The sequence below is a fragment of the Streptomyces sp. NPDC005820 genome (genome assembly GCF_040630255.1).
Lineage (GTDB): Bacteria > Actinomycetota > Actinomycetes > Streptomycetales > Streptomycetaceae > Streptomyces.
Window position 1 is genome coordinate 1 of sequence record NZ_JBEXXE010000042.1, and the last position, 26,331, is coordinate 26,331.

General features: G+C 72.0%; 27 protein-coding genes and 2 pseudogenes. 18 read left to right on the forward strand and 11 right to left on the reverse strand.

Translation table 11 applies throughout. From position 1 onward, the window contains the following. Positions 1–91 precede the first annotated feature (91 nt). Complete coding sequence (locus tag ABZ464_RS38750; RefSeq protein ID WP_359285745.1) at positions 92–703, reverse strand: LysE family translocator; 612 nt, start codon at positions 701–703, stop codon at positions 92–94. 82 nt (positions 704–785) lie between these two features. Between ABZ464_RS38750 and ABZ464_RS38755 the strand changes: the two genes are divergently transcribed. Further along, complete coding sequence (locus tag ABZ464_RS38755) at positions 786–1,238, forward strand: Lrp/AsnC family transcriptional regulator (RefSeq protein WP_055638133.1); 453 nt, start codon at positions 786–788, stop codon at positions 1,236–1,238. Positions 1,239–1,297: 59 nt separating this feature from the next. On the opposite strand, the gene ABZ464_RS38760 is transcribed toward ABZ464_RS38755, so the two are convergent. Then, positions 1,298–1,933: a TetR family transcriptional regulator gene (locus tag ABZ464_RS38760; protein WP_359285998.1), complete on the reverse strand. Its 636-nt coding sequence runs from the start codon at positions 1,931–1,933 to the stop codon at positions 1,298–1,300. 133 nt (positions 1,934–2,066) lie between these two features. Between ABZ464_RS38760 and ABZ464_RS38765 the strand changes: the two genes are divergently transcribed. From ABZ464_RS38765 to ABZ464_RS38785, 5 genes are all read left to right on the forward strand, one after another. Then, positions 2,067–2,813 (forward strand): VOC family protein, encoded by a 747-nt coding sequence (locus ABZ464_RS38765; protein WP_359285748.1) that lies wholly within the window; start codon positions 2,067–2,069, stop codon positions 2,811–2,813. A gap of 215 nt (positions 2,814–3,028) precedes the next feature. Next, entirely contained in the window at positions 3,029–5,383 is a 2,355-nt protein-coding gene (locus ABZ464_RS38770) for a serine/threonine-protein kinase (RefSeq protein WP_359285751.1), read from the forward strand. Between the two features lie 148 nt (positions 5,384–5,531). Next, entirely contained in the window at positions 5,532–6,050 is a 519-nt protein-coding gene (locus ABZ464_RS38775; RefSeq protein ID WP_359285754.1) for a hypothetical protein, read from the forward strand. Between the two features lie 87 nt (positions 6,051–6,137). Next, positions 6,138–6,554: a prevent-host-death protein gene (locus tag ABZ464_RS38780; protein ID WP_359285757.1), complete on the forward strand. Its 417-nt coding sequence runs from the start codon at positions 6,138–6,140 to the stop codon at positions 6,552–6,554. Further along, positions 6,551–6,976: a cytotoxic translational repressor of toxin-antitoxin stability system gene (locus ABZ464_RS38785; protein WP_359285760.1), complete on the forward strand. Its 426-nt coding sequence runs from the start codon at positions 6,551–6,553 to the stop codon at positions 6,974–6,976. Before ABZ464_RS38780 ends, ABZ464_RS38785 begins: the two co-directional genes overlap by 4 nt. 17 nt (positions 6,977–6,993) lie before the next feature. On the opposite strand, the gene ABZ464_RS38790 is transcribed toward ABZ464_RS38785, so the two are convergent. Further along, positions 6,994–7,479, reverse strand: coding sequence for an ATP-binding protein (locus ABZ464_RS38790; protein ID WP_359285762.1), 486 nt, complete (start codon positions 7,477–7,479; stop codon positions 6,994–6,996). Positions 7,480–7,600: 121 nt separating this feature from the next. Between ABZ464_RS38790 and ABZ464_RS38795 the strand changes: the two are divergent. The 5 genes and pseudogenes from ABZ464_RS38795 to ABZ464_RS38815 all read left to right on the forward strand — a co-directional run. Continuing rightward, positions 7,601–8,254 (forward strand): annotated as a pseudogene (locus ABZ464_RS38795) (helix-turn-helix transcriptional regulator); the annotation flags it as partial. A 49-nt stretch (positions 8,255–8,303) separates the two neighbouring features. Continuing rightward, positions 8,304–8,360: pseudogene (locus tag ABZ464_RS38800) on the forward strand (DUF397 domain-containing protein); the annotation flags it as partial. Between the two features lie 252 nt (positions 8,361–8,612). Continuing rightward, entirely contained in the window at positions 8,613–9,449 is an 837-nt protein-coding gene (locus ABZ464_RS38805) for a hypothetical protein (protein WP_359285765.1), read from the forward strand. A gap of 100 nt (positions 9,450–9,549) precedes the next feature. Then, positions 9,550–10,206 carry a DUF433 domain-containing protein gene (locus tag ABZ464_RS38810; RefSeq protein WP_359285768.1) on the forward strand — a complete coding sequence of 219 codons (657 nt, stop codon included), beginning with the start codon at positions 9,550–9,552 and terminating at the stop codon, positions 10,204–10,206. Next, the gene (locus ABZ464_RS38815; RefSeq protein ID WP_359285771.1) at positions 10,196–10,582 is read left to right on the forward strand and encodes a toxin-antitoxin system, toxin component, PIN family protein; all 387 of its coding nucleotides are present in this window, start codon (positions 10,196–10,198) and stop codon (positions 10,580–10,582) included. Before ABZ464_RS38810 ends, ABZ464_RS38815 begins: the two co-directional genes overlap by 11 nt. Positions 10,583–10,702: 120 nt before the next feature. Here ABZ464_RS38815 and ABZ464_RS38820 read toward each other — a convergent pair whose 3' ends face one another. Both ABZ464_RS38820 and ABZ464_RS38825 read right to left on the reverse strand, forming a co-directional pair. Continuing rightward, complete coding sequence (locus ABZ464_RS38820) at positions 10,703–10,864, reverse strand: hypothetical protein (protein ID WP_359285774.1); 162 nt, start codon at positions 10,862–10,864, stop codon at positions 10,703–10,705. A gap of 33 nt (positions 10,865–10,897) precedes the next feature. Continuing rightward, complete coding sequence (locus tag ABZ464_RS38825) at positions 10,898–11,557, reverse strand: TetR/AcrR family transcriptional regulator (protein ID WP_359285777.1); 660 nt, start codon at positions 11,555–11,557, stop codon at positions 10,898–10,900. A gap of 147 nt (positions 11,558–11,704) precedes the next feature. Here ABZ464_RS38825 and ABZ464_RS38830 point away from each other — a divergent pair, with 147 nt between their 5' ends. Then, complete coding sequence (locus ABZ464_RS38830; protein ID WP_359285780.1) at positions 11,705–12,832, forward strand: serine hydrolase domain-containing protein; 1,128 nt, start codon at positions 11,705–11,707, stop codon at positions 12,830–12,832. Between the two features lie 21 nt (positions 12,833–12,853). Here the strand turns inward: ABZ464_RS38830 and ABZ464_RS38835 are convergent, their stop codons facing one another. Beyond that, entirely contained in the window at positions 12,854–13,807 is a 954-nt protein-coding gene (locus ABZ464_RS38835) for a WYL domain-containing protein (protein ID WP_359285783.1), read from the reverse strand. A 100-nt stretch (positions 13,808–13,907) separates the two neighbouring features. Here ABZ464_RS38835 and ABZ464_RS38840 point away from each other — a divergent pair, with 100 nt between their 5' ends. Continuing rightward, positions 13,908–14,309, forward strand: coding sequence for a VOC family protein (locus tag ABZ464_RS38840; RefSeq protein ID WP_359285786.1), 402 nt, complete (start codon positions 13,908–13,910; stop codon positions 14,307–14,309). A 38-nt stretch (positions 14,310–14,347) separates the two neighbouring features. On the opposite strand, the gene ABZ464_RS38845 is transcribed toward ABZ464_RS38840, so the two are convergent. Genes ABZ464_RS38845 through ABZ464_RS38855 form a run of 3 tightly spaced genes read right to left on the reverse strand, consistent with a single transcriptional unit; the run spans position 14,348 to position 16,724 of the window. Then, the gene (locus tag ABZ464_RS38845; RefSeq protein WP_359285789.1) at positions 14,348–15,121 is read right to left on the reverse strand and encodes an enoyl-CoA hydratase/isomerase family protein; all 774 of its coding nucleotides are present in this window, start codon (positions 15,119–15,121) and stop codon (positions 14,348–14,350) included. Then, positions 15,118–15,534 (reverse strand): OB-fold domain-containing protein, encoded by a 417-nt coding sequence (locus tag ABZ464_RS38850; RefSeq protein WP_359285793.1) that lies wholly within the window; start codon positions 15,532–15,534, stop codon positions 15,118–15,120. The genes ABZ464_RS38845 and ABZ464_RS38850 overlap by 4 nt, the downstream gene beginning before the upstream one ends. Before the next feature lie 5 nt (positions 15,535–15,539). Continuing rightward, entirely contained in the window at positions 15,540–16,724 is a 1,185-nt protein-coding gene (locus tag ABZ464_RS38855; protein WP_359285796.1) for a lipid-transfer protein, read from the reverse strand. A gap of 67 nt (positions 16,725–16,791) precedes the next feature. Between ABZ464_RS38855 and ABZ464_RS38860 the strand changes: the two genes are divergently transcribed. Beyond that, positions 16,792–18,381, forward strand: coding sequence for a FadD3 family acyl-CoA ligase (locus ABZ464_RS38860; protein WP_359285799.1), 1,590 nt, complete (start codon positions 16,792–16,794; stop codon positions 18,379–18,381). Positions 18,382–18,483: 102 nt separating this feature from the next. On the opposite strand, the gene ABZ464_RS38865 is transcribed toward ABZ464_RS38860, so the two are convergent. Beyond that, a complete protein-coding gene (locus ABZ464_RS38865; protein WP_359285802.1) occupies positions 18,484–18,687 on the reverse strand; it encodes a hypothetical protein in 204 nt (67 codons plus the stop codon). A gap of 218 nt (positions 18,688–18,905) precedes the next feature. Then, positions 18,906–21,878 (reverse strand): BTAD domain-containing putative transcriptional regulator, encoded by a 2,973-nt coding sequence (locus ABZ464_RS38870; protein WP_359285805.1) that lies wholly within the window; start codon positions 21,876–21,878, stop codon positions 18,906–18,908. A 207-nt stretch (positions 21,879–22,085) separates the two neighbouring features. Here ABZ464_RS38870 and ABZ464_RS38875 point away from each other — a divergent pair, with 207 nt between their 5' ends. From ABZ464_RS38875 to ABZ464_RS38890, 4 genes are all read left to right on the forward strand, one after another. Beyond that, on the forward strand, positions 22,086–23,339 hold the full coding sequence (locus ABZ464_RS38875) for an amidohydrolase family protein (RefSeq protein ID WP_359285808.1): 1,254 nt from the start codon (positions 22,086–22,088) through the stop codon (positions 23,337–23,339). Then, positions 23,336–24,289, forward strand: a complete 954-nt coding sequence (locus tag ABZ464_RS38880; protein ID WP_359285811.1) for an LLM class F420-dependent oxidoreductase — start codon at positions 23,336–23,338, stop codon at positions 24,287–24,289. The genes ABZ464_RS38875 and ABZ464_RS38880 overlap by 4 nt, the downstream gene beginning before the upstream one ends. Position 24,290: 1 nt before the next feature. Further along, on the forward strand, positions 24,291–25,097 hold the full coding sequence (locus tag ABZ464_RS38885; RefSeq protein WP_359285814.1) for a glucose 1-dehydrogenase: 807 nt from the start codon (positions 24,291–24,293) through the stop codon (positions 25,095–25,097). An 88-nt stretch (positions 25,098–25,185) separates the two neighbouring features. After that, a complete protein-coding gene (locus ABZ464_RS38890) occupies positions 25,186–26,304 on the forward strand; it encodes an LLM class flavin-dependent oxidoreductase (protein ID WP_359285817.1) in 1,119 nt (372 codons plus the stop codon). Positions 26,305–26,331 lie beyond the last annotated feature (27 nt).

Consider the following 26,331-nt stretch of genomic DNA (forward strand, 5'->3'; position numbering starts at 1 on the left):
GGGCGTCGACGCGGAGCGTCGGCAACCGACGACAACGCCGCAGATGGGCGTGCCAGGCCCCGCGTCTGCGGCATGATCCGCCGGACAGGCCCTAGAAGGCGTGCTGTATCAGCAGGAACGTGCCGATCCCCAGCATCGCCGCCCCCGAGGTCCGGGTGACCGCCCGGGCCGCCGCCGGACGGGCGCCCAGGACCGCCCGGGCCAGGACGCCGACCGCTAGGTACACGGCGGCGCAGCACGCCATGTGCAGCACCCCGAGGGCGGCGGTCTGCGCGGCCACCGGGAGGTGCCCGCCGTCCCCGGTCACCAGGAACTGCGGCAGGATCGACAGATACAGCAGCAGCCCCTTGGGGTTCAGGCCGCTGATCGTCGCGCCCCGCAGGAAGACCCGGCCCTCGACCACCTGCTCGCCCTCCTCCGGCACCCCCGGCCGGCGCAGCACCCCCCACCCCAGCCACACCAGATACCCCGCCCCCGCCACGGTGAGCGCGGTGAGCAGGGCGGGGGAGCCCGCGACCAGGACGGCCAGGCCCGCCGTCGCCAGCGCGGTGTGCAGGGCGTAGCCGCTCACCAGGCCGCCCACCGCCGCCCCCACCGAACGGCCGCGCAGCCCGGCGGAGATCACATACGCCCAGTCGGCGCCCGGCACACAGACCAGCAGCAGGTCCAGCGCGAGGAAAGAAATCAGCGTTCCCGTGTCCATGCCGGGGACATTAGGCGTGATCCGGCCGAAAGTGTTCCCGTTCTTTTCCCTGAAACGACCAGAATGGGGGAAGATCTGCCCCATGGACGACGTGGACCGGAAGATTCTTGCCGAGCTGCAGCAGGACGGGCGGCTGACCGTGACCGAGCTGGCCGCGCGGGTGCGCCTGAGCGTCTCGCCCTGCCATCGGCGGCTGCGGGAGCTGGAGCGGTCCGGGGCGATCAGCGGCTACCGGGCGGTGGTGGAGCCGGCCGCCGTGGGGCTGACCTTCGAGGCGCTGGTCTTCGTGTCCATGCGACAGGAGGACCGGGACACGGTCGCCGAGTTCGAGCGGGCGGTGGGCGAGCTGGACCACGTCCTGGACGCCCAGCGGCTCTTCGGGGAGCCCGACTATCTGCTGCGGGTCGCGACGGCCGACCTCGCGGCCTTCCAGCGGCTCTACGACGAGCGGCTCGCGACGCTGCCGGGGGTGCAGCGGCTGACGTCGACGCTGGTGATGAAGCACGTGGTCAAGGACCGGCCGCTGCCGGCATAGGGCAAGGGCGGTGGTCCCACCCTCGTGGAACCACCGCCCGCCAGACAGGACTTCGAAAGCTACTTCGTCGGCTTCTTACCGGTGATGCCGAGGTGGACCAACAGCGCGAGGTTCGGCTTGAGTTCGGCCTGCTTGACGCCCCAGGACGTGAAGCCCTTCTGGTGCGAGGCGACCGCCGCGAGCATCGCGACCAGCGAACCGGCGACCGCGGCCGGGTTCACGTCCTTGTCGACCCGGCCCTTGGACTGCAGTTCGGCGACGGCGTCCGAGAGCGAGTTGTTCACCGAGTTGAGGATCTTCATACGCAGCTTGTAGAAGCGCTTGTCGCCCTCGGCCGCGCCCAGATCGACGACCCGCAGGATCGCGTCGTTCCTCTTCCAGAACTCCAGGAACCCGTCGACGAGTTCCTGCGCCGTCTGCCAGCCGGCCCTGCCGACCCACGAGCGGCCCTCCAGCAACTCGGTCAACCCGGCGCCCTCGGTGGCCATTTGCTCGGCGATCTCCAGGACGGCGCCCTCGACGTCCGGGAAGTACTGGTAGAAGGTCGCGGGCGAAGTGCCCGCCTTCCGGGCCACGTCGATGACCTTGACGTCCCGGTACGGAGAGGAGCTGAGCATCTCGCTGAGGCAGTCCAGCAGCTTCTGCCGCGTCGCCTGCCCGCGCCGGCCGGCCACGCGGCCGTCGACGGTACGCACTTGTCCTGTCATGCCGTCAGCTTACCGAGGGGTGATCGGAGCGCTATTCGGCCGACTGCAAATGGGGTGCGAGGGGCACGGAGGAAGGGTGTGCTGGTCTGCGCGTTGCGTGAACCGCCGTTAGTTTGGCTGCATGGCCGAAAACAGGGCATCGGTGAACACAGAGGGTGGCGCCGGGGCGGTCCCCGAGGGCATCCCGTGCTGGGTGGACGCGCAGCTTCCGGACGTGGACGCGGGCAGGCGGTTCTACGGCGAGCTCTTCGGATGGACCTTCCAGGAGGCGTACGGCGCCTCCGTGTGGGCCCTGCTGGACGGCAGGCCGGTCGCCGCGCTGGCCCACAAGACGGACGGCCGGATGCCCACCGTCTGGACGGTGTACTTCTCCACCCCCGACGCCGAGGCCACCGTCCGGCGGATCCGCTCGGCCGGCGGCCAGGTGGTCATGCCCCCGTTCCCGGTGGACGGCCTGGGCTTCGCCGCGCTCGCCGCCGACCCCGAGGGCGCCGTCTTCGGCCTCTGGCAGCCGGGCGGCCACCCCGGTTTCGGCGTCCGGCACATCCCCGGCGCCTTCGCCTGGGCGCAGCTGTACGCCCGGGACACCGAGATCGCCAACACCTTCTACGGCCATCTCTTCCACGAGGCGCTCTTCGGCCCCGGCGCCGCACCCGACTTCGGCCGGGTGCCGGTCACCGACGTCTTCCCGGAGGTCATGCCGCCGCACTTCCTGGTGCACTTCGGGGTCCGGGACTGCGAGGCGGCTCTCGGCACCGTGAGCCGGCTCGGCGGGCGGGTCCAGGCGGGCCCGTTCACGGCCTCGTACGGAATCGTGGCGGTCGTCACGGACAATCAAGGTGCGTCGTTCGCGCTGCTTCAGCGTTGAACCACGTACTGGAGTACCCGCTCACGCCCCGTCTTGCATGCTGTTTCGCCCGTATATGAGATGAGACACCCCGATCGCCCCCGGGTTCGCAACCAGCCGCCCGGCCAGGAAGAATCTGGGGTGCGTGCCGCCATGGCGGTGCGGTGGTGAGACGCTGCACTTCGGTCGCGTACACATAGTGGGTGACGTGGCCCGTACGGGGAGGTGGCAGGCAAGTGGTGGATCAGCTGACGCAGCACGATCCGCGGCGGATCGGGCCGTTCGAGGTGCTGGGACGGCTGGGGGCCGGCGGCATGGGGCTGGTCTATCTGGCGCGCTCGGCGTCGGGCCGGCGCGTGGCGATCAAGACGGTCCGGACCGAGCTCGCCGAGGACCAGCTCTTCCGCGTGCGCTTCACGCGCGAGGTCGAGGCGGCGCGGGCGGTCTCCGGCTTCTACACGGCCGCCGTGGTCGACGCCGACCCGCGCGCCGCCGTGCCCTGGCTCGCCACGGCCTACGTCCCCGCGCCCTCCCTCGAGGAGATAGTGAACGACTGCGGGCCGATGCCGGCCCAGGCCGTGCGCTGGCTCGCGGCGGGCGTCGCCGAGGCGCTCCAGTCGATCCACGGCGCCGGGCTGGTCCACCGCGACCTGAAGCCCTCCAACGTCCTCGTCGTCGAGGACGGCCCCCGGGTGATCGACTTCGGCATCGCCTCCGGAGTCTCGAACACCCGTTTGACGATGACGAACGTCGCCGTCGGCACCCCCGCCTACATGTCCCCCGAGCAGGCCAAGGACTCCCGCAGCGTCACCGGCGCCAGCGATGTCTTCTCCCTCGGCTCCATGCTCGTCTTCGCCGCCACCGGCCACCCGCCCTTCCACGGCGCCAACCCGGTCGAGACCGTCTTCATGCTGCTGCGCGAGGAACCGGACCTCGAAGGGCTCCCGGACGAACTCCGCCCCCTCATCGAGTCCCTCATGCAGATGGACGCCAAGGCCCGCCCCAACCCGGCCGACCTCCAGGCCCAGCTGGCCCCGCACCTCTTCGGCTCCGGTTCCGACGACAGCGGTACGGCGTCGGCGTGGCTGCCCGAGAAGGCGGTCACCCTCATCGAGACCCGCCGCGGCGGCCGTCCCGCCCTCAAACCGGCGCCGGTGAGCCCGCGCGGCCCGCTGCCGCTGCCGCCGCCGCCCTCCCACGACCCCGTGGTGCCCGCGCCCGGCCCGGTGCCCGCCGCCGTCGGCGCCCCCGAACCCGGGCCGGTCCGGCTGGCCGGCGCGGCCGTGCCGATCGGCCCCGGCCCGCGCGTCGCCGACGTCCGCGCCACCGCCGCCGTCAAGGCGCCGCTGCCCGAGCCCGGTCTGGTCGCCAACTGGACCCGGATCCGCCCCGCCCTGGGCACCGGCGCCGACACCGCCCTCACGGCCCCGCAGACGGCGGCGGCCCCCGACGCCCACCCGGCGGGCTGGCGGCCCTGGCGGTTCCGCATGTCGAACGACGTGTGGGGCACCCCGGCCGTCTTCGGCGACCTCGTCTACGTCACCTCCTTCGAGGTGCACGCGCTCGACGTGGCGACCGGACGGCGCCGCTTCAAGACCCGGGACGTGGCCTGGTCGATGGCGGTCGCGGACGGCCGCGTCCACGCCTCCGACGGCCCCACCCTCTTCGCCCTGGAGGCCCGCGAGGGCCAGGACCTGTGGCGGCTCCAGACGGACGCCTGGGTCTACTGCCTCAGGGCCGAGCGCGGCACGGTCGTCACCGCCACCCGCGGCGGCGGGGTCCAGGCCTGGGAGGCCTCCACCGGGCAGAAGCTCTGGGAGATCTCCGGCTGCCAGAGCGACTTCGAGTCGCCCGAGGCGGGCCCCGCCCTGCACGACGGCACGGTCTTCGTCTGGCAGGACGCCCGGCTCAGAGCCCTGGACGCCCGTACGGGTGACGAGCGCTGGTCGTACCCCATCGGCGACGCGGCCTCCTGCGGCGGCGTCCCGGTCCGGGTCACCCCCGCTCCCGACGGCTACGTCTACGTCTCGGCCGGCACCCGCGTCATCGCCGTCGACGTGACGAGCGGCAGGGTGCGCTGGCACTTCGAGGCCCCCGCGGTCTTCCTCTCCCCGCCCGCCTTCGTCCCCGGCCCCGCCGTCACCGGCGGTGGCGTCTACCTCGCCGACTACCTCGGCACGGTCTACGCCCTCGACGCCGCCGACGGCCGCGACCGCTGGCGCATCGCCACGGAGTCCCGCGCGTCGATCGACCCGGTGCTCGTCGCCGCGGGCCACGTCCACGTGGGCAGCGGCAAGGGCCTTTACACCCTCGACGCGGTCACCGGCACCCCCAAGTGGCGCTTCCAGGCGGGCGGCGACATCGTGGGCTCCCCGGCGGTCGAGGCGGGCCGTATCCACTTCGGCTCCACCGACCACCTGCTCTACACCCTCAAGGCGGACGACGGCCGCCTGCGCTGGAAGCTGGCCACCGGCGGCGAGATCACCGGCTCCCCGGTGGTCCGGGACGGCGTGGTGTACGCGTGCAGCAAGGACCGCTGTGTGTACGCGCTGGACGCGGAGAAGGGGACGGGCACGGCACGCACGGCCTGATCCAGGGGGCGGTCGTCCGGGACGGCCGTCGTACCGGGGCTACACGGAAAGGGTCCAGACGGCGGCCGCCACCGCAGACGCTACGCCGGGTGTCGTGCGGTCGCCAGGCAGTGACATGCCCGTGACAGCGACTGTCTAGGCTGACGGTATGAATCGACGGGGGTACGGAAAGTTCCGGTTCGCGGCGGTGTCGGTGCTGGTGGTGCTGGCACTGACGGGCTTCTCCACGAGCAGCCACGGCGGCACCGGCAAGAGCGGCAGCGGCAAGAGCCGCAGCGGCGGCAGCCGTCACAGCGGCAGCAGCGGCGGCGGGGGCGGCGGGTGCAGCAGCTCCAGCCAGGACCACGACGAGACGGACGACGACGACACCTCGTCCGGGCAGAACAGCTCCACGACCGTGCAGGACGCCCAGGTCGAGCTGGTCAGCTGCGTGACGAAGACCGACCCGTACGCCACGGTGACGGTCACCAACCCCAACTCCACCGGCGACTACTTCACCGTCACGGTCGGCTTCCTCGACGCCGACTCCGACCAGGTGGAGGAACGGACCGCATCCGAGTACGTCGCCGGAAACGACACGACGACGGTCCGGGTGGACCTCTCCACCCCGGCCCTCGCGGCCAAGATCGACCACTGCGAGCCGGAGCCGTACGCACCGGTCGACTGACGTGCGTACGTCAAGTACGTGACGTACTTGACGTACCTGGCGCCCGGGCGCACCCTGGGGAGGTCGGGACGAGCGAGGAGGCAGGCCATGGCCGCGGTGCACTACGAGAGCTACACCCAGGCCCGCGCACACCTGAAGGACCTCCTCGACGCGGCCGACGAGGGGCGCGTGGCGACCGTGCGCCGTGACTCCGGCCGCTCGGCGGTCGTGGACGTGGAGCGACTGCGCCACCATCTGTCGCTGGTGTGCCCGTCGAAGGCCGAGGTGGTCGCCGAGGCGAACGGCTGGTCCGTCTTTCTGCCGGGCCTGCCGTTGGCCGCCGACGGGGCCACGTTCGACGAAGCCATAGGGGAGATGGTCCAGGTCCTGCGCGAGTACGCCGAGGACTGGCAGGACAGGCTGCGGACCGCGCCCAATCACGCGGACAACTGGGGCCTGGTGCAGCTGATCGCCCTCAGTGATGACGGACAGCTGCACGACTGGCTGGTGGGTGCCCCGAGGTGACCTGGCCCCAGCCCGACCGTGAGAACCATGACCATTTCTGCCGCGCCGAGAAGTGGGAGCGCGTCCGGGACGCACGCGGGCGCACCGGTACCCATCATGTGACCTACGAACTCACCCTGTACGACGGCCGGATCCTGCGTACCAGAATCTCGCACCCGGTGGACCGCACCGCGTACGGAGCCGCGATGTGGGGGCACATCCTGCGTGACCAACTGGATGTCACCGAGGACGAGTTCTGGGCCTGCGTACAGCGGGGCGAGCTGCCCGGCCGAGGCGCTCCCGAACCGCCCCGCGAGGCGCTTCCGGCCGACCTGGTGCATCTGCTGATCCATCGGGTGGGCGTCGGCGAGGACACCGTGGCGGGGATGACCAAGGACGAGGCGGTCGCGAGACTCCAGAAGTACTGGACGGACGGCAGCTGAGCCGGCGTACGTGGGCGTCAGAGCCCGCACTTCTCCTGACCCCCCGCCCCGACAGACACCTCCGCCCACACGGTCTTGCCCAGAGGATGCCGGTCCGCCGCCCCCCGGCGCACGGCCAGGGCGTCCACCAGCAACAGTCCCCGCCCGGACTCGCCCTCCGGGCAGGGCGACGGCGGGGCTGTGGGCGGCCGTTTCCCGGAGGCGGCGTCCGCGACCTCGACCCGCACCAGCCCGGCGGTCACGTCGAGAGCGAGCCGCAGACCGAAGTCCCGCCCCGGAACCCTCCCGTGCCGTACGGCGTTCGCGGCGAGCTCGCCGACGACGAGGGCGACCGCACACGACACGTCGGACGTCGGCGCGTACCCCCACTCCTCCATCCACCGCACGGCGAGCCGCCGGGCGAGCTGTGCACCTCGCGGCGAGGAGACGAACTGCTCGGTGAATACGGGCGTTCCTGTCAACACGGCCTGTCCGTCCTCGTCTGTCGTCTGTACGCGAGTCATCACGTTCCGTGTTCAAGAGTCGGCCGATCGCCCTACGCTCGACAGGTGACACAGCCTTACTTTTCAGCCCGTAAGGAACGGAAGTGACGCCTTGGCCAACGGAATTGACCCCAGCGTGTCGATGGCGGCCCTGTTCGGCACGCGGGTGCGCAGACTCCGTACGACGGCGGGCCTGACCCAGGCCGAACTCGGCGACCGGACCCACGTGGTGAGCACCCGGATCACCCAGATCGAGCGCGCATCCGGGGCGAAGCCGACGCTGGAACTGGCCCGCGCGCTGGACGCGGCCCTCGGGAGGCGTTTCCGGACTGGTCGCGGAGGTTCATGGAGTACGCGGAGCGGGCGGTGGCCATCCGCGAGTACGCGGCTCATCTGGTGCCTGGCTTGCTGCAGACGCAGGACTACGCGAGGGCGGTGCTGAGCGTCGGTCGAACGCTGGGCAGCAAGGAGCAGTTGGAGGAGCGGGTCGCTCTTCGTATGGGACGGCAGGAGCGCCTCAGTGCCCCCGACCGGCCCGAGCTGTGGGTGGTCCTCGACGAGGCGGTGCTCCGGCGCCCGGTCGGCGGCCGGCCGGTGATGCGTGAGCAGTTGGAGCGGCTGCTCAGGAATGCGACGGCTCACCGTCCTGACCATGCCGGACGGTACGGAGATCGCCTACACGGAGGGCGCGCACTACGGCCAACTCATCGAGGATCCGGACGAGGTCAGGAGCTTCGCACTGACCTACGATCGACTGAGGGCGATGGCTCTGCCCCCGCTGATGTCACTCGACATGGGCCGGGGCCGTCGTCCCGGTCCGTGACAGCAAGGCCCCGCACGGCCCGGCACTGTGCTTCGAAGCGGCGTCCTGGGCTGCCTTCATAGGCGCGCTGAAGGCCTGACGCTCCCTCACCGGACCCTTGTCCGCGAGGGTCCGGCGGGCCGCTGACCTCCTGAAAGAACCGGGGTAAAGAACTTCCCGCCCACCCACCCTCCCCGGCCGCGCAGCCCGCGTCACTCGTCCGGGTGACCGGCTTGCAGGCGCGGGATGCGGACGGTTACGTTCGCCGCGACATCCGCAAACAAAGAACGGCCCCCGGCCGGGAGTGGCTTCCCGAACGAGGGCCTCACCGACCAGGAAGAACCGCTTCCCGATGGCTGAACCGCAGTCTAACGCGCCCTCGCGCGCCGACGCCGGAGCTCCGACCTCCGGCGTGATCCACATCCGCACCCGCCTCACGGCCGACTTCACCGTGATCTCGAACGCCCTCGCCCAGCGACGCGGCAGCGCGGTCACGATCGGGGTGGCGGCGTACATCTCCTCGCTCCCCGACGGCTCCTCGGTGACCATCACGGCCCTGTGCGAGCACTTCAGCGAGGGCGAGATCCTGATCTCGCGAGCGCTGAGGGAACTCGAAGCGGCCGGCTACCTGGAACGCCGCCGCGAGCGCATGCCCTCCGGGCACATCCGGACCCGCACGTACTTCTACGACGTCCCCGGTGGCACCCCGCCCCCTGACGGCCCGCCGAATCCACCCCGCCCGAGAAAACCGCCCGCAGTGACGGAACCCTCTGCCCAGAACCAGGCAGGGACACCGGCACCACTCTCGGACGCCGACCCGCAGGCAGTCGCCGTCCTGGCCGCACTCCGCCGTGTCGACCCCCGCCTGGTGCTCTCCGAGCGGGAGGCCGCGCGCCTGGCGCCGGCCGTCTCCGAGTGGCTCGCGGCGGGCGTGGGAGCACACCGGATCACCGACATGCTCACCGCCGGTCTCCCCGACCGCTTCCTCGCCCGCCCGGCAGGCATCCTCGCCTTCCGCCTCCGCGAGACCCCCCTGCCCGCGCCGCCTCCCACCCCGCCGATCAGCGACCGACGACCGGCCCTGCTGCCCTTCCGGAACTGCGACGGCTGCGAGCGCGCCATCCGCGCACCGCAACCTCAACTCTGCCGGGAATGCCGGTCCAGCGACCGTCTCCGTGCGGCGTGCTGAGCCGCCCACGGGCGGGTGTGCGGTCCGGCCCCGGGTGGGAGGCTTGATGTGCGACGATGCGAAACCCGGTACCGGACGCGGTGGCAGCAGGAGGTGGGGCATGGTCGACAGGTTCAGTGACGGACTTCTGACTCCCACGGAAACAGCCTCCTACCTGCAGATTCCGCAGTCGACGCTCATCTCGTGGCTGAAGGGCAGGGCCGCCGGAGCCCCTTTGGTTCATCAGGTTGAGCCACTGCGCTCGGGGCAGCCGTCGGTGCCGTTCATCGCGGTGGCCGAGGCGCACGCCCTCCGTTCCCTGCGCGCCCTGGGACTCCGTATGAGCGAGATCAGGGAGGCGGCGGCAGCCGTACGGGACGCCTTCGCCACCCCCTACGGCCTGGTCTCGAGGCGCATCGCGACGGACGGCGTGGACATCTTCGTCGAACACGGCCTCGGGGATCTCCGCAGGGCCAGGGATGGTCAGGCCCCCATCCACGAGGTGGTCTCCGACTACCTCCGTTACCTGAACTGGGAACCCGACGACGACTTCCCTTCCAGCCTGCGGCTCAGGCAGTACCCGGAGTCCGTCCCCGTAGTGATCGACCCGCGGTTCGGGCACGGGAGGCCCGTCGTGGCCGCAAATCGTGTGGCCGTCAACGCGATCACCGACCTGTGGGAGGCCGGGGAGAGCGTCGAGGACATCGCGTACGACTTCGACATGACACCCGAGCAGGTCGACTCGCTGTGCCGGGCAGTGGTGCGCCTTGCCGCCTGAGTTCTTCCTCGACCGCAATCTCGGGCGTCGGGTGGCGGAAGGGCTGAGGGAGTGCGGCTGGACCGTTCACCGCATCGGGGATGTCTTCCCCGACGACGGGCAGGATGTGCCCGACGAGGAATGGATCACCCACGGCCTCGACCGGTCATGGGTGCCGCTTTCGAAGGACGGCCGGATCAAGAGCCGTGACCTGGAGATCCAGCCGGTCCTCAAGCGTGAGGCGGTGCTTTTCTACCTCGACAACCAGCAGCTCCGCAGCGTCGAGATGGTCGAACGGCTCGACGCACACCGCGAGGCGATCCACCGGGCGGTGGGCAGAGGCGGTCCAGCGGCTTACGCGGTACGGCGCGACCGCGTCGAGCGCACCTGGCCGTGACGGAGTAAGCAGCGCCCAAATCCCGTCAGGTGGCTATTTCCTGCTGATGGGCAGCTGCGTCGCTGGGTGCATCTGGGCCGGCGGAGCCTTGGTCGAGCGCAACCGCCGGGAACGCGTGGATCAGGCGGCGCCCTGCTTGTCCTCGGCGCGGTGTCGCCGCCAGCCGTCGTAGTCCCACTGCTGGGCGGCCCGGAAGTGCTTGGCCACGAGTGCGGCCCGCTCGTGGTGTTCGGCGTACTCGGGGAGGGCGGCATTGACCACGTCCTTCTTGGTCACGCTCATGCCGGACTCCTTTCGCGAAACCGGGCCGTAGCGCTAGCTCCCGCGGATCGCCCTCTCGATGTCGGTGAGTTGGGCGGCGAGGAGGTCTTCGAAGGCGGCCTGGCGGTCTGCGCCGAGGGGGCGGACGGCGCGGGCGAAGTGGGACAGGGCCGGGAAGTGTTCGGGGTCGGCGCCCAGGACCGCGACGCGGAACAGTTCCATGCCCTGTTCCTGTTCCGCCGGGGTGATGGTGCTGACCCCGGCCTCGGAGGCGATCAGCGCGGCGATGAGGACCGCGAGCCGGTGGTAGCGCGCCGGGATCTCCTCGTCGGGCAGTCCTGACGCGCGCAGGGCCTGGAGCACCTCTTCCATGACCAGCCGGGACCCGGTGCCGCCCGACGCGTAGCGACCCCAGACCGCGGCGAGCTGGGGCTGCCGGCCGAAGGCCTCTCTCATGCGCAGGGCCAGTGCCGTGATGCGCTGCTTCCAGTCGCCCTCGGGGCGGTAGCCGTCCATGGCGGCGAGGAGGATCCGGTCGGCGACCGCGCGCAGCAGTTCGGTCTTGCTGCGGAAGTGCCGGTAGAGGCTGGAGGAATCGGTCCCGAGCACCGCCGCGAGCTTGCGCACGCTGAACGACTCGGCGTCGCTCGTGCGCAACAGCTCCGCCGCCGCGTCCAGGATCTCCTCGGTCGACCAGCGCCTTCGCCCTGCCATCTCGCTCCTCTCGCCCCGCTCAGCCCCGCCCGCCGGGATTCAGCCTAACCCATGCACTTGGCGTTGCACGCACCGCGTGCATAATGAGGACATGAGGATGTCGGACAGCGCGAACGATCGGACAGCGCAGACGAAAGGACGCACGCCGTGAAGAAGCCATTCGATCCCGTGGCCCTGAACACCGCCGTCGAGAACGTCCACCGCGCGGGGATGCCGGGTCTGTTCGCCGAGGTGCGCGACGGCGATCAGGTCTGGCGCGGCGCCGCCGGGGTCGCCGATGCCGTCACAGGGCGCCCCGTCACCGCCGACCTGCGGCACCGCGTCGGCAGCGTCACCAAGACCTTCACCGCCGCCGCGGTGCTGCAACAGGTCGAGAGCGGCCGGATCGGTCTCGACTCACCGATCGGCCGGTACCTTCCGAAGCTGGTTCCCGGCGAACGCGGTGACGCGATCACCGTCCGGATGCTGATCAACCACACCAGCGGCCTCGCCGAGTACCTCCCCTACGCCTACCCCTCCCTCAAGGCGTTCCCCGCCCTCGCGGACACCGGCCCCCAGAGCCTGGACGACCACCGGCTCACCCGGTTCCACCCCACCGAACTGATCGAGATGGGCGTCACCGCACCTGCCACCGGCGCCCCCGGCGGCACCCCGGGGCTGTACTCCAACACCAACTACCTGCTCCTCGGCCAACTCCTGGAACAGGTGACCGGCACCACGGCCGAGCAGTACATCACCCGGAACGTCATCGAGCGCGCCGGTCTCCGGGACACCGGGTTCCCCACCGGACCGCACGTCGACGGGCCGCACTCGCAGATGTACGAGGCATGGTTCGGCATGATCGACCCTCCGCGCGACTACAGCGTCTACGACATGTCCTGGGTGGGCCCGGCGGCCTCCCTGATCTCGACGGTCACGGACGTCAACCGCTTCTTCGGCCTGCTGCTCGCCGGCGAGATCGTCGGCCCGTCGTCGCTGGCCCGGATGCAGCGCACCGTCCCGATCGTCTCCCAGGAGGGAAAGATCATCGAGTACGGGCTCGGCCTGCACCCGATGGAGGCCATGGAGGCTCCCGGCCAGGAGACGTACTGGGGCCACGGGGGTACGGTCTGGGGAGCCGGCTCGCTAGCCATGATCCGTGCCGACGGCAAGCGGCAGCTGACCGTCGCGGTGAACCTCCAGCGGTGGAACAGGCTCGACTCCGCCGGCCGACCACAGCCCCACCCCATCGACGACGCGCTCGCGGCCTTCTACCGCGTGGCGATGTACGGCTGACCGGCTGCGCGGGGGCGGTGGTCAGTCCGCGTTGTCCGCGGCCAGCTCCCGGGCGCGGCGCGACAGTGCCTGCCGTACCGCGTCCGGCGACAGGACCCGGAGCGGTGTGCCCAGACCGAGGAGGTACGCGGCGAGCCCCTCCGCGTCGGGGCCGCCGATCTCGACGATCGTGGTCTCGGGGCCGCCCGGGCGGTGGGCGCCGACCGTCGGCGGGATCAGCCGCAGCGCCCGGTCCAGGGGGAGGGGGAGGCGGATCGTGACGTAGAGGGGGTAGGTGCCGCTCGTGAGGGAGCGGGAGACGAGCAGCGCCGGGTCGGGCGAGTCGACGAGCTCCACCGGGTGCCCGGTCGGCCGTATCTGCCGGACCCGGTCGGCCCGGAACGTCCGCCACTCGCCCAGCGCCACATCCCGTGCGACGAAGTACCAACGGCGTCCCGTGTGCACCAGACGGTACGGATCGACGTCCCGGACCGTGCTCTTCCCTTCCCGGTCGCGGTACGACAGACGGGCCCGCTCGGCCCGGCGGCACGCGGTGGCCAGTTCCAGCAGCATGCCGGGGGTGATCTGCGGCTCGTCGGGCCGCGCGGTGTGCACGAACGCCGCGTCCATCTCGCCCAGCCGGTCCGCGATCCGTCGCGGCAGGACCTGCCGCAGTTTCAGCAGCGCCGACAGCGCGGCCTGTTCGCCGCCGAGGACACCGCTGAGCGCGGCCTCCCGCAGCCCGACCGCGACGGCCAGTGCCTCTTCGTCGTCGAGGACGAGGGGCGGTATCCGGGTGCCGCCGCCGAGACGGTAGCCGCCCCACGGTCCGGGGTCGGACTCGACGCCGTAGCCGAGTTCCCGGAGCCTGGCCACGTCCCGTCGCACGGTGCGTTCGGTGACCTCCATCCGCTCGGCGAGCTCCCCGCACGTCCACGACGGCCGGGCGGACAGCAGGGAGACCAGGCGCAGCAGGCGGGCGGAGGTGCTGATCACAGCGTGAAGTGTCCCGCATGACTCGTCCCGGATGACTCGTCCTGCACGACCCGCATGACCAGGACCGGATCTGTCCTGGTCCCGTCCTAGCGTCTCTCCCATGAGCACTTCTCCCACGAGCACCGGAAACACCTCCGCGCCCGCCATCCGCTACGCGGCCGTCACGTTCGACTGCCCGGACCCCGCCGAACTGGCCCGCTTCTACGCCGCCGCCCTCGGCCTGCCCGTCGTCCACTCGACCGACGACTTCGTCCTGCTCGGCCAGGAGGGAGCGGCCGGACTGGGGTTCAACCGACTGGCCGACTACCGGCATCCCACCTGGCCGGACCCTTCCCAGGAGAAGCAGGCCCACATCGATCTGGGCGTCGACGACCTGGACGCCGCCCAGGCCCACCTGCTGGCCCTGGGCGCGGTCGAGCCCCCGACCCAGCCCCAGCCCGACCGCTGGAGGGTCCTGCTGGACCCCGCCGGGCATCCGTTCTGCATCTCCGCCCTGGTCTGACCAGGTTCGGACGGCAAGGACGCCGGCCCTGGCCGTGCTCACCGGATCCGAGGCCGCGCCCCCGACCGCCCCGTGAACAGCTCCGCCTGCCGCTCGTCGGGGAGGTTCCCCAGGGCGATGAGATGCGGCGCCTGGGCGTATCCCGCCCCGCGTGCCGCCTCCGTCGCCGACCACAGGGCCCGTACCGTGCCCTGGACGCCGGCGGGCGGGTATCCGGCGACGACCGCGGCGCAGGCGGTGGCGGCCCCCAGCGCCTCGCCGGGGTCGGTGAGTTCGGAGACCAGGCCGATGGCGTGGGCCCGCCGGGCGGAGATCCGCTCGGCGGTGCCCATCAGCATCATGCGCGCGGCCTCCCCGTACGGCATCCGCCCCGCCATCAGCACCGACTCGTACGCGCTGACCATGCCGTACGTGGTGTGCGGGTCGAAGAACACGGCGTCGGCGCCGGCCACGATGAACTCGCACTCGCCCAGCAGATAGAAGGCTCCCCCGCACGCCATTCCCTCCACCGCCGCGATCACCGGCTTCCACAGGTCGTTCGCCTTGGGGCCGATGGTGAGGAGGGGGTCGTCCTGCATATAGGGGGAGGAGGGCTGCGGGACGACGGCGTCCCGGTCGAGGCCGGTGCTGAAGGCGCGCGATCCGGAGCCCGTGAGGACCACGGCCCGTACGGTGTCGTCGAAGCGCAGCTCCCGCCACACCTCGGCGAGCCGCCGGGCCGTGTCGAGGTCGACGGCGTTCAGTCTGTGCGGGCGGTCGAGCGTGACGACCGCGACCCCGGTCTCCTTCGTCACCTCCAGCTTCACGCTCACGGCCGCTCCAGGACCCACTGCACCAGCCCCTCGGCGGTGAAGACCGCCTGCACCCGGGCGCCGATGCGGATCCGGTCCGGGGGGAGGGAGTCCAGGGGGGCGCCCGCGTGCCGTACGAGGTTGCCGACCAGGCGGATCCGGGGCGCGTCGGCGAGTTCGACCAGGATCACGTTGTACGGCGCCTGCGCCGCGTAGTCGGGGAGCAGGGGCGGGTGCGGGACGACGTACGACCAGATGCGGCCCCGTCCGGACGTCGGCCGCCACTCGCTCGCGAAGGACTGGCAGTGCGGGCAGCAGGGTCGCGGCGGGAAGCGGGGCTCGGCGCAGTCGGCGCAGGTCTGGACGCGGAGTTCGCCCTGCGCGGCGTACTGCCAGAACGGGGCGCCGTCGGGGTCGGTGACCGGGGTCAGCATGGTCGTCAGCTCCTCAGCAGGAGGGCGGAGGTCGGGACGCCCTCGCCGGCCGTGACCAGGCAGGTCGCGGCGTCGGGGACTTGGGCGGTGCTGGTGCCGCGCAGCTGCCGTACGCCCTCGTTGATGAGGTTGAAGCCGTGCACGTACGCCTCGCTCAGCCCGCCCCCGCCGGTGTTCACGGGCAGCCGGCCGCCGATCTCCAGGGCACCGCCCTCGGTGAACGCGCCGCCCTCGCCGCGCGCGCAGAAGCCGTAGCCCTCCAGGGAGAGCGGGACGAGCGCCGTGAACGCGTCGTAGATCTGGGCCACGTCGACGTCGGAGGGGGTGAGGTCGGCGTGTTTCCAGAGGTGGCGGGCCGCCGTCCAGGCCGGGCCGGTCAGCGGGTCGTCGTTCCAGTAGTTGACCATGCCGTGGTGCTGGGCGGGCAGGCCCTGGGCGGCGGAGTGGACGTACACCGGGCGTTGCCGGCAGTCCCGGGCCCGTTCCCGGCCGACGATCACGCAGGCCAGCGCCCCGTCCGTCTCCAGGCAGTTGTCGTACAGGCACAGGGGCTCGCTGATCCAGCGGGCGGTCATGTACATCTCGCGGGTGAGGGGGCGGTCGTACATGATCGCGGCCGGGTTCTGGTTGGCCCGGTTGCGGCAGGCGAGGGCCACGTTGAAGAGGTGGTCCCTGGTCGCGCCGTACTCGTGCATGTAGCGGCGGGCCAGCATGGCTATCTCGTCGGCCGGGCGGAGCAGGCCGTAGGGGCGGGTCCACTGGGCGGGGGTGGGGAGCTGGACGGCGGTGTTGGTCCAGGGGCGCGGTCCGCTGCCGCGCTTGCGGGACCGCCAGGCGACGCCGACCGTGGCCTGGCCGGAGGCGATCGCCGCGGCCAGATGCGCGACGGTGGCGCACGAACCCCCGCCCCCGAAGCCCACCTTGCTGAAGTAGGTCAGATCCCCGAAGCCGACCGCCTTGGCCAGTTCGACCTCGTCGGTCTCCTCCATCGTGTAGGAGGCGAGCGCGTCGACCTCGTCCGGGGCGATCCCGGCGTCGTCGAGCGCGGCGAGGACGGCTCGGCAGGCGAGGGTCCGCTCGCTCTCGGGGAGGTGCTTGGCGAACCGCGTCTGGCCGATGCCGACGATCGCGGTGGCGTCCTTGAGGGTCACGCTGCACGCACCTCCGCAAGGCGGGTGACTGGGTGTCATCGCGGCTGACAGGCCGTCAGGTTACCGCTAATCTGACGGGTAGTCAGCTACTGGGGAGGGGCCGGTCATGCGCGGTGACGTGGAGTGGGGGACGATCCCCGAACTGGTGCGCAGGGCGGCCGAGCGGTACGCGGACACCGAGGCCGTGGTGGAGGGCCGCACCCGGATCCCGTACGGCGAACTCGGCGCCCGGGTGGAGCGTGCGGCGGCGGCCTGCCTGGCGGGCGGGGTGCGGGCGGGCGACCGGATCGGCATCTGGGCCCCCAACTCCCTGGACTGGATGGTCGCGGCGCTGGGCGCGGTGTCGGCGGGGGCGGTGCTGGTGCCGCTCAACACCCGGTTCAAGGGGATGGAGGCGGCGGACGTGCTGCGCCGGAGCGGGACGCGGCTGCTGTTCGTGACGGGGACCTTCCTCGGGACGTCGTACGTGGCCTCGCTGCGGCGGGCGGCCGGGGAGGGGCCCTCGGGCGGCCGGGGCCCGCTGCCGGGCCTGCCCGCCCTCGAACAGGTGGTCGTCCTCTCCGACGACGCGCCCGCGGACTTCCGCACCTGGAAGGACTTCCTGGCGAGCGGCGAGGGGGTGGGCGCGGGGGAGGTCCGGACCCGGGCGGACTCGGTGCGCGGGGACCGGCCCTCGGACCTGGTCTTCACCTCGGGCACGACGGGCCGCCCCAAGGGCGCGGTGATCACGCACGCGCAGACCCTGCGGGCCTACGAGGTGTGGAGCGACCTGGCCGGACTGCGCCACGGCGACCGCTACCTCATCGTCAACCCCTTCTTCCACACCTTCGGCTACAAGGCCGGGGTGATCGCCTGTCTGATGCGGGGCGCGACGATGATCCCGCAGCCGGTGTTCAACGTGGACACGGTCCTGGCGAACCTGGCCGCCGAGCGGGTCTCGGTCCTCCCCGGCCCGCCCACGCTCCACCAGTCCCTGCTGGACCACGCGTCGAGGGACGCCCACGACCTCTCGTCCCTGCGGCTGGTGGTGACGGGCGCGGCGGTGGTGCCCCTGCGGCTCGTCGAACGCCTGCGGGGCGAACTGGGCGTCGAGACGGTCCTCACGGCGTACGGCCTCTCGGAGGCGAGCGGCATCGTGACGATGTGCCGGCGCGGCGACGACCCCACGGTGATCGCCTCGACCTCGGGCCGCGCGATCCCCGGCACGGAGGTCCGGGTGGCGGCGCCTCCCGGACAGCCCGGCGAGGTGCTCGTGCGCGGTTTCAACGTCATGCGCGGCTACTACGAGGACGAGGCGGCCACGAGGGAGGTGCTGACCCCCGACGGCTGGCTGCGCACGGGGGACGTCGGCGTCCTGGACCCGGCGGGCAATCTGCGCATCACCGACCGTCTGAAGGACATGTTCATCGTCGGCGGCTTCAACGCGTACCCGGCGGAGATAGAGCAACTCCTCGGCCTGCACCAGGATGTGACGGACGTGGCCGTCATCGGCGTCCCGGACCCCCGCCTCGGCGAGGTCGGCAAGGCCTATGTCGTCCGCCGCCCCGGCGCGCACCTCACCGCCGACGACCTCATCGCCTGGGCCCGCCGGGAGATGGCGAACTACAAGGTGCCGAGGTCGGTGGAGTTCGTGGGGGAGCTGCCGCGGAACGCGAGCGGGAAGGTGGTGAAGGGGGAGCTGCGACGGCTCGCCTGAGACACGCGCGGCGGCCGTGGTGGCTCCCCTCCGGGCCACCACGGCCGCCGCGTGTCCTTCGGTGACGTCACCTCACGTCACGTCACCTCGCGTCACCTCACGTCACCGAACCGGCTTGAACGGCTCCGACGTGGCGTGGATGTCCTTCGTCTCGATCGTCTCGACCGGCTCCGTCGTGGCGTGGATGTCGCCCTGAGTGGTCGCCTCGCCGTCGCCGGCCCCCGTGATGAGAGCCGCCTCGGCGGCCTGGACGGGCTCGGAGGTGGCGTGGATGTCCTGCTGCTTGACCTTCGACTCGTCGCTCATGATCGCTCGCTTCCCCATGTGGTGTGCTGTGCTCCGGTGATCGGGGCCCGCCCGGTCCGTCCCCCGCGGATGGCCGGGCGGGCCCTCGGGCCGCCCATCCCCCCGTCTCGCCGGTGAGCGGCCCGCCGCGATCCGCCCGTCCCCCGACGGGGCGCATCGACTGCCCTGAGCATGGAGCCCGACGATAAACGAACAATGAACGGCCCCGGCAACCGGGTTCAGGTGGCCCGCGCGGGGGACAGCAGGGCCCGCAGGGCCGCCGCCTCCGGGGAGCCCAGGTCCTCGTAGACCCGTACCGCCTCCTGCCAGCAGACCTGCGCCCGGCCGGTCTGGCCCACGCCGGTGAGGGCGTGCCCGAGCACGGTGAGGACGTTGGCGCGCCGCCAGTCCCCGCCGATCCCGCGCAGCACGGTCAGCGCCATCTCCGCGTTGGCCGCCGCCTGACGGTACTGCCGGCCGGCGAGGTCCACCTCGGCCAGCCGGAACAGCGTCATGCCCTCCCACAGCCGCTGCCGGCTGTCGCGGAACACCTGGAGCGCCTCCAGGAGCCGTTCGGCCGCCGCGTCCAGCCGGCCGCTCTGGGTGAGCGCCATGCCGAGGGCGTAGCGCCCGTTGGCCCCGCGCATGGAGTTGCCCAGACCGTCGTAGATCTCCATGCCCTCCTGGGCCAGCGCCACCGCGCCGCGGGTGGACCCGGTCGCCAGATGGATCCGGGAGAGGTTGCACAGCGCGCTGGCCTCGCCGGGGCGGTCCCCCAGGGTGCGGAAGTGCTCCAGCGCCTGCGAGAGGTGCTCCTCGCCGTCGGAGTTGCGGCCCTGGTAGAGGGCGATGACACCGCGGGCGTTGCGGGCCCAGCACGCGGTCAGCAGATCGTCGGCCGCGTGGGCGAGCCGGATCGCCTGCTCGGCCTCCTGGTCGGCCGTGTCGAACCGCCCGCCGTCCAGATGTGTGTGCGCCGAGGTCATCAGCGCCCGCGCCTCGGTCCTCGGCACGACGGCGGCCGCCCGCGCCGCCTCCAGCAGCGCCTTCGCCGTCGCCTCGTACTCACGGGAGTTGGCCCCGGACTCCGAGATGTCGTGGACCGTCCACAGCAGGTCGACGGCCCGGTGGAGGGTGCCCGGCCGCCCGGCGCCCTGGCGGGCACAGGCCAGCAGACAGTCGGCCTCCGTGTACAGCCAGTCCCGCGCGGACGCCCGGTCCGAGAAGGCGAGCCCCGGATGCTCGGTTCTCTCCAGGTGGTTCACCAGCCGGTCGCCCGGCCGCTCCAGCGCGTACACCCCCGCCGCCGTGGCCAGATAGAAGTCCAGCAGCCGCGACAGCGCCTCGTCCCGCCGGTCGGCCGGATGCTCGTCCCGCTCGGCGCACGCACGCGCGTAGAGGCGTACGAGGTCGTGGAAGCGGTAGCGGCCGGGCGCCGCGGACTCCAGCAGCGAGGTGTCCACCAGGGACTCCAGCAGGTCCTCGGTGTCGTCCACCGGCAGGTCGAGCACGGCCGCGGCGGCGGCCAGCGAGATGTCGGGGCCGTCGGCCAGGCCGAGGAGACGGAACGCCCGCGCCTGGGCCGGCTCCAACTGGCCGTAACCCAGCTCGAAGGTGGCCTTCACCGCGAGGTCGCCCGCCTGGAGCTCGTCCAGCCGCCGCCGTTCGTCCGCCAGCTTGGCGGCGAGCACCGACACCGTCCAGGTGCGCCGGGCCGCCAGCCGGGACGCCGCGATGCGGATGGCCAGCGGCAGGAAGCCGCAGGCCGCGACCACGTCCAGGGCGGCCTTGCGTTCGGCGGCCACCCGCTCCTCGCCCACGATCCGGGTGAACAGGGAGAGCGCCTCGTCCGGGGACATCACATCCAGGTCGACGAGGTGCGCGCCCGCCAGGTCGACCATCCGCACCCGGGAGGTGATCAGCGCCGCGCAGCCCGCCGTGCCCGGCAGCAGCGGCCGTATCTGCGCCGCGTCGCGCGCGTTGTCCAGCAGCACGAGGACCCGCCGCCCGTCCAGCACCGACCGGTAGAGGGCCGCCCGTTCCGCCAGGGAGTCCGGGATCGCGGAGTCGGCGGTGCCGAGCGCGCGCAGGAAGGAGCCGAGGACCGTCTCCGGCTCCGCCGCGCGCGGCCCGGTGCCCTGGAGATCGACGTACAGCTGTCCGTCCGGGAAGACCGGCCGGGCCTGGTGGGCCACGTGCACGGCGAGGGTCGTCTTGCCCACGCCGCCGATGCCGGCCAGCGCCGAGACCGCCATGACCCGTCCCTCGGCCGAGGCCAGCACCTCGCCCAGCTGCCGTACGAAGGGCGCCCGCCCGGTGAAGTCCGGCACGGTCGCCGGGAGTTGCGCGGGCCGCACCGCCGACCGCGCGGGTTCGGCCACCGGCGTGGACGGCTCCGCCAGCTCCGGGTCCGCCTGGAGGATGCGGCGCTGGAGCTCGCGCAGCCCCGCCCGCGGGTCCACCCCCAGCTCCTCCGCCAGCAGCCGCCGCGTGTCCGCGTACACCGCCAGCGCCTCCGCCTGCCGCCCGCTGCGGTACAGCGCCAGCATCAGCAGCTCCCGCAGCCGCTCGCGCAGCGGATGCGCGGCCGTCAGCGCCGTCAGCTCCGAGACCGCCTCCGCGTGGCAGCCCAGCTCCAGGTCCAGGTCCAGCCGGGACTCCAGCAGGCCCAGCCGCCACTCCTCCAGCCGGACCCGCTGCGCCTCCGCGTACGGACCGGGGACCCCGGCGAGCGCCTCGCCGTCCCACAGTCCCAGCACCCGGTTGAGGCCCTCGCGGGCCCGCCCCAGATCCCCGGAGCCGCGCGCCTTCTCCGCCTCCGCCGCCCACTCCTGCGCGACCGCGAGGTCCAGCACGCCCTCCCCGAGGCCGCGCACGGCGTAACCGCCGGACTCGCTCACCAGGACCCCGGGGTCCAGGACCTTCCGCAGCCGCGAGGCGTACGTCCGCACCGCCGCCAGCGCCTGCGACGGAGGCTCCTCGCCCCACAGCGCGTCGATCAGCTCGCCCGCGGTCGCCGTACGGCCCTCGCGCAGCAACAGGGCGGCCAGCAGCGCCCGCTGCTGGGGGGAGCCGGTGGACAGCTGCTCCGCTCCGCGCCGTGCGCGCACCGGGCCGAGCACGTCGAAGCGGAGCGCCGCCGGTTCCTCGGGGGAGCCGGGACGCCTCTGCTCCGGCACGCGCGGGCCGCCGGGTCCTACGCGGTGGTCCATCAGGGCTCCCCTTAGACATCCGAATGACCGGTTCAGTTTGCCTTGTGCGTGCCGCACTCGTCAGCCGCGGACGGCGCCGATTCCGGACGACACGCGTGAGTCCACACAGCCCTCACATCCGGGACGCACACCTCTCCACAGAGTCGATCAACTCCGACCCCGTCTGATACAGCTGACGGACCGTCAGATCGGCGCTACCGTGCCCCCATGGAGACCACATCGGAGACCACATCCGGCACCACGACCCCTCTCCCGCTGATCATCTCCGTCGACGACCACACCGTCGAACCCCCCACCGTCTGGCAGGACCGCCTCCCGAAGAAGCACCTCGACACCGGCCCGCGCATCGTGCGCGCCCCGCTGAAGGAGATGACCTTCCTCGGCGGCCACTTCAAGCCCGTCATGGGCGGCCCCGGCGACGACGGCCCCCTCGGCGACTGGTGGGTCTACGAGGACCTCAAGCGCCCCCTCACCCGCCTCGACACCGCCGTCGGCTTCAGCCGGGACGAGATCAAGCTGGAGGTCATCACCTACGAGCAGATGCGCCCCGGTTCCTACGACGTCCCCTCCCGTCTCGCCGACATGGACGTCAACCACGTGCAGTCCGCGGTGTGTTTCCCCACCTTCCCGCGGTTCTGCGGCCAGACCTTCACCGAGGCCGCCGACCACGAGCTGGGCCTGCTCTGCGTGCGCGCCTACAACGACTGGATGGTGGAGGAGTGGTGCGGCCCGCAGGCCCACGGCCGGCTGATCCCGCTCACCCTCATCCCCCTCTGGGACGCCGAACTGGCGGCGGCGGAGGTCCGGCGCAACGCCGCCCGCGGGGTCCGCGCCGTCGCCTTCTCCGAGATACCCCCGCATCTCGGCCTGCCCTCGGTCCACACCGACTACTGGGACCCCTTCCTCGCCGCCTGCGACGAGACCGGCACGGTCGTCGCCATGCACATCGGCTCCAGCAGCCGGATGCCCTCCACGTCCGCCGACGCCCCGCCCGCCGTCGGCTCCACCATCACCTTCGCCAACTGCTGCTTCTCGATGGTCGACTGGCTGATGAGCGGCAAGTTCGAACGCTTCCCCGACCTGAAGGTGATGTACGCCGAGGGTCAGATCGGGTGGATCCCCTACATCCTGGAGCGCGCCGACGTGGTGTGGGAGGAGAACCGCGGGTGGGGCGGGGTGGCCGACAAGGTCCACCGGCCCCCGTCCGAGCTCTTCGCCGACCACGTCTACGGCTGCTTCTTCGACGACGCCTTCGGCCTGCGCAACCTGGACTCCATCGGCCTCGCCAACGTCCTCTACGAGACCGACTACCCCCACTCCGACTCCACCTGGCCCAAGTCCCGCGAGGTCGGCGAGGCGCAGATGGGCCATCTGGACCCGGAGGTCGTGGAACGGATCGTGCGCGGCAACGCCATCGACCTGCTGGGCCTGACCCCGGACGGCCTGTGGAGCCCCCGGTGAGCCTCGACGGGCCCCCGCCGCGCCTCTCCTACGGCATCCAGCTCCCCGTCCAGTCCCAGTCCACGATGTACGCCGAGCCCTGGGAGGCCGGCGCGGGCCCCGCCGACCTCGTCGCGCTCGCCCGCGCCGCCGACCGCGCCGGCTTCGCCTACCTCGCCGTCTGCGACCACGTGGCGATCCCGCGCCGCCTCGCGGACGCGATGGGCACGGTCTGGTACGACCCCGTGGCCACCCTCGCCCACCTCGCCGCCGTCACCGAACGCGTCCGGCTGCTCAGCCATGTCGCGGTGGTCGGCCTGCGCCACCCCCTCGTCACCGCCAAGCAGTACGCCACCCTGGACGCGCTCTCGGGCGGCCGGCTGATCCTCGGGGTCGGCGCCGGGCACGTACGGGAGGAGTTCGAGGCGCTCGGGGCCGACTTCGAGCACCGGGGCGCCGTCCTGGACGAGACGATCGACGCGCTGCGGGCCGCGCTCGGGCCCGAGGAGTTCCCGGTCCACCACGGCAAGCGGTACGACTTCGAGGGGCTCGGGCAGCGGCCCCGGCCGGCCCAGGCACGGGTGCCGCTCTGGGTCGGCGGCTCCTCCCCGGCGGCGGTCCGCCGGGCCGCCCTCAAGGGCGACGGCTGGCTGCCCCAGGGCGATCCCAGGGACCGGCTGCCCGCCCAGATCGAGCGGATACGGCGGCTGCGGGGCGACCGCCTCGAAGAGGGCACCCCGTTCACGGTCGGCGCCATCACCGAACCCCTCTACGTCGGCACCCCCGCCTGGGACACCGGCCGGCGCACCCTCACCGGCGCCCCCGAGGCCCTCGCCGAGTCCCTCGGCGCCTACGCCGCGATGGGCGTGGACCAGATCCAGGTCCGCTTCCGCTGCCGCGACCGCGCCGAACTCATCGACCAGATCACGGCGTTCGGGGCCGAGGTGGCCCCCCGGCTCCGAGGAGACTGACATGGGCAAGCTCGACGGAACACCCGACGGAACACCCGACGGACGACTCGACGGCCGGGTCGTCCTGGTCACCGGCGCCGCGCGCGGACAGGGCGAACAGGAGGCCCGGCTGTTCCGGGAGGAGGGCGCCCGGGTGGTCGTCGCGGACGTCCTCGACGACCAGGGCCGCGCCCTCGCCGAGGAGATCGACGCGCTCTACGTCCACCTCGACGTCGGCCGCGAGGAGGACTGGACCGCCGCCGTACGGGCCGCCAAGGAGGCGTACGGGCATCTCGACGGGCTGGTCAACAACGCCGGGATCCTGCGCTTCAACGCCCTCGTCGACACCCCCCTCGACGAGTTCATGCAGGTCGTCCAGGTCAACCAGGTCGGCTGTTTCCTGGGGGTGCGCACGGTCGCGCCCCAGCTCGCCGACGGCGGCACCATCGTCAACACCGCCTCCTACACCGGGCTCACCGGCATGGCGGCCGTCGGCGCCTACGCGGCGACCAAGCACGCCGTACTCGGCCTCACCCGGGTCGCCGCCCTGGAGCTGGCGCCCCGCCGCATCCGGGTCAACGCGGTGTGTCCCGGCGCCATCGACACCGCGATGTCCAACCCGGCCCGGCTGGACCCCGACGCGGACCCCGAGGAGACCACCCGGGCCCTGGACCAGCTGTACCGCAAGCTCGTGCCGCTGGGCCGGATCGGGCGGGCCGAGGAGGTGGCCCGGCTGGCGCTGTTCCTCACCTCGGAGGAGTCCTCGTACATCACCGGGCAGCCGTTCGTGATCGACGGGGGGTGGCTGGCGGGGGTCAGCGTCATCTGACGTCCCGTCAGCTATTGACCTTTCTGACGGTACGTCAGAAAGTCGTAGGACTCAGCAGGACCACCTGGACATGGGACGGTGAACCTCCGTGGAATTCGGGCTCTTTGTACAGGGATACGTGGGCAAGCGCGCCGAGACCGACCCCCTCGCCGAGCACAAGGCGCTGATGGAGGAGACCGAGTACGTCATCCAGGCGGACAGGTCCGGCTTCAAGTACGCCTGGGCGTCGGAGCACCACTTCCTGGAGGAGTACTCGCACCTCTCCGCCAACGACGTCTTCCTCGGGTACCTCGCCCACGCGACGGACCGCATCCACCTGGGCTCCGGCATCTTCAACCCCCTCGCCCAGGTCAACCACCCCGTGAAGGTGGCCGAGAAGGTCGCCATGCTCGACCACCTCAGCGAGGGCCGCTTCGAGTTCGGCAGCGGGCGCGGCGCCGGGTCCCACGAGATCCTCGGGTTCATACCGGGCGTCACCGATATGAACTACACCAAGGAGATCTGGGAGGAGACCATCGCGGAGTTCCCCAAGATGTGGCTCCAGGACGAGTACGTCGGCTTCCAGGGCAAGCACTGGCAGCTCCCGCCGCGGAAGGTGCTGCCCAAGCCGTACGGGAAGTCCCACCCCGCGATGTGGTACGCGGCCGGGTCGCCGGCGTCGTACGCCATGGCGGCGCACAAGGGACTCGGCGTGCTCGGCTTCAGCATCCAGAAGGTCTCCGACATGGAGTGGGTGCTGGAGCAGTACAAGACGGCGGTCGTGAACGCCGAGCCGGTCGGGGACTTCGTCAACGACAACGTGATGGTGACGACGACGGCGATCTGCGCGCCCACCCACGACGAGGCCATCCGCATCGCCACGAACGGCGGGCTGCACTATCTGCCCTCGCTCGTGTTCCGGTACCACGACACCTTCCCCCGGCCCGAGGGCTTCCCGGAGTGGCCGGAGACGCTGCCCGAGTACACGCCGGAGTTCGTGGAGCTGCTCGTGGAGGAGGAGCTGCTGATCTGCGGGGACCCGGACGAGGTGCTGCGGCAGTGCAAGCGGTGGGAGCAGGCCGGGGCCGATCAGTTGTCGTTCGGGTTGCCGGTGGGGGTGCCGAAGGAGGAGACGCTGCAGACGATTCGGCTCATCGGTGAGCACGTGATTCCGAAGATCGACACGGATCCCGTTCACCGGACAACGCGGTTCCGTCAATCGGCCTGATCGCCGTCGGCGGGTGCGGGTTCGTCG

Bases quoted from the DNA above. Each gene is read 5' to 3' on its own strand.
- ABZ464_RS38750 (WP_359285745.1), bottom strand. From the start codon at position 703: ATGGACACGGGAACGCTGATTTCTTTCCTCGCGCTGGACCTGCTGCTG.
- ABZ464_RS38755 (WP_055638133.1), top strand. From the start codon at position 786: ATGGACGACGTGGACCGGAAGATTCTTGCCGAGCTGCAGCAGGACGGG.
- ABZ464_RS38765 (WP_359285748.1), top strand. From the start codon at position 2,067: ATGGCCGAAAACAGGGCATCGGTGAACACAGAGGGTGGCGCCGGGGCG.
- ABZ464_RS38775 (WP_359285754.1), top strand. From the start codon at position 5,532: ATGAATCGACGGGGGTACGGAAAGTTCCGGTTCGCGGCGGTGTCGGTG.
- ABZ464_RS38780 (WP_359285757.1), top strand. From the start codon at position 6,138: ATGGCCGCGGTGCACTACGAGAGCTACACCCAGGCCCGCGCACACCTG.
- ABZ464_RS38790 (WP_359285762.1), bottom strand. From the start codon at position 7,479: ATGACTCGCGTACAGACGACAGACGAGGACGGACAGGCCGTGTTGACA.
- ABZ464_RS38805 (WP_359285765.1), top strand. From the start codon at position 8,613: ATGGCTGAACCGCAGTCTAACGCGCCCTCGCGCGCCGACGCCGGAGCT.
- ABZ464_RS38810 (WP_359285768.1), top strand. From the start codon at position 9,550: ATGGTCGACAGGTTCAGTGACGGACTTCTGACTCCCACGGAAACAGCC.
- ABZ464_RS38820 (WP_359285774.1), bottom strand. From the start codon at position 10,864: ATGAGCGTGACCAAGAAGGACGTGGTCAATGCCGCCCTCCCCGAGTAC.
- ABZ464_RS38825 (WP_359285777.1), bottom strand. From the start codon at position 11,557: ATGGCAGGGCGAAGGCGCTGGTCGACCGAGGAGATCCTGGACGCGGCG.
- ABZ464_RS38840 (WP_359285786.1), top strand. From the start codon at position 13,908: ATGAGCACTTCTCCCACGAGCACCGGAAACACCTCCGCGCCCGCCATC.
- ABZ464_RS38850 (WP_359285793.1), bottom strand. From the start codon at position 15,534: ATGCTGACCCCGGTCACCGACCCCGACGGCGCCCCGTTCTGGCAGTAC.
- ABZ464_RS38855 (WP_359285796.1), bottom strand. From the start codon at position 16,724: ATGACACCCAGTCACCCGCCTTGCGGAGGTGCGTGCAGCGTGACCCTC.
- ABZ464_RS38860 (WP_359285799.1), top strand. From the start codon at position 16,792: ATGCGCGGTGACGTGGAGTGGGGGACGATCCCCGAACTGGTGCGCAGG.
- ABZ464_RS38865 (WP_359285802.1), bottom strand. From the start codon at position 18,687: ATGAGCGACGAGTCGAAGGTCAAGCAGCAGGACATCCACGCCACCTCC.
- ABZ464_RS38870 (WP_359285805.1), bottom strand. From the start codon at position 21,878: ATGGACCACCGCGTAGGACCCGGCGGCCCGCGCGTGCCGGAGCAGAGG.
- ABZ464_RS38875 (WP_359285808.1), top strand. From the start codon at position 22,086: ATGGAGACCACATCGGAGACCACATCCGGCACCACGACCCCTCTCCCG.
- ABZ464_RS38885 (WP_359285814.1), top strand. From the start codon at position 24,291: ATGGGCAAGCTCGACGGAACACCCGACGGAACACCCGACGGACGACTC.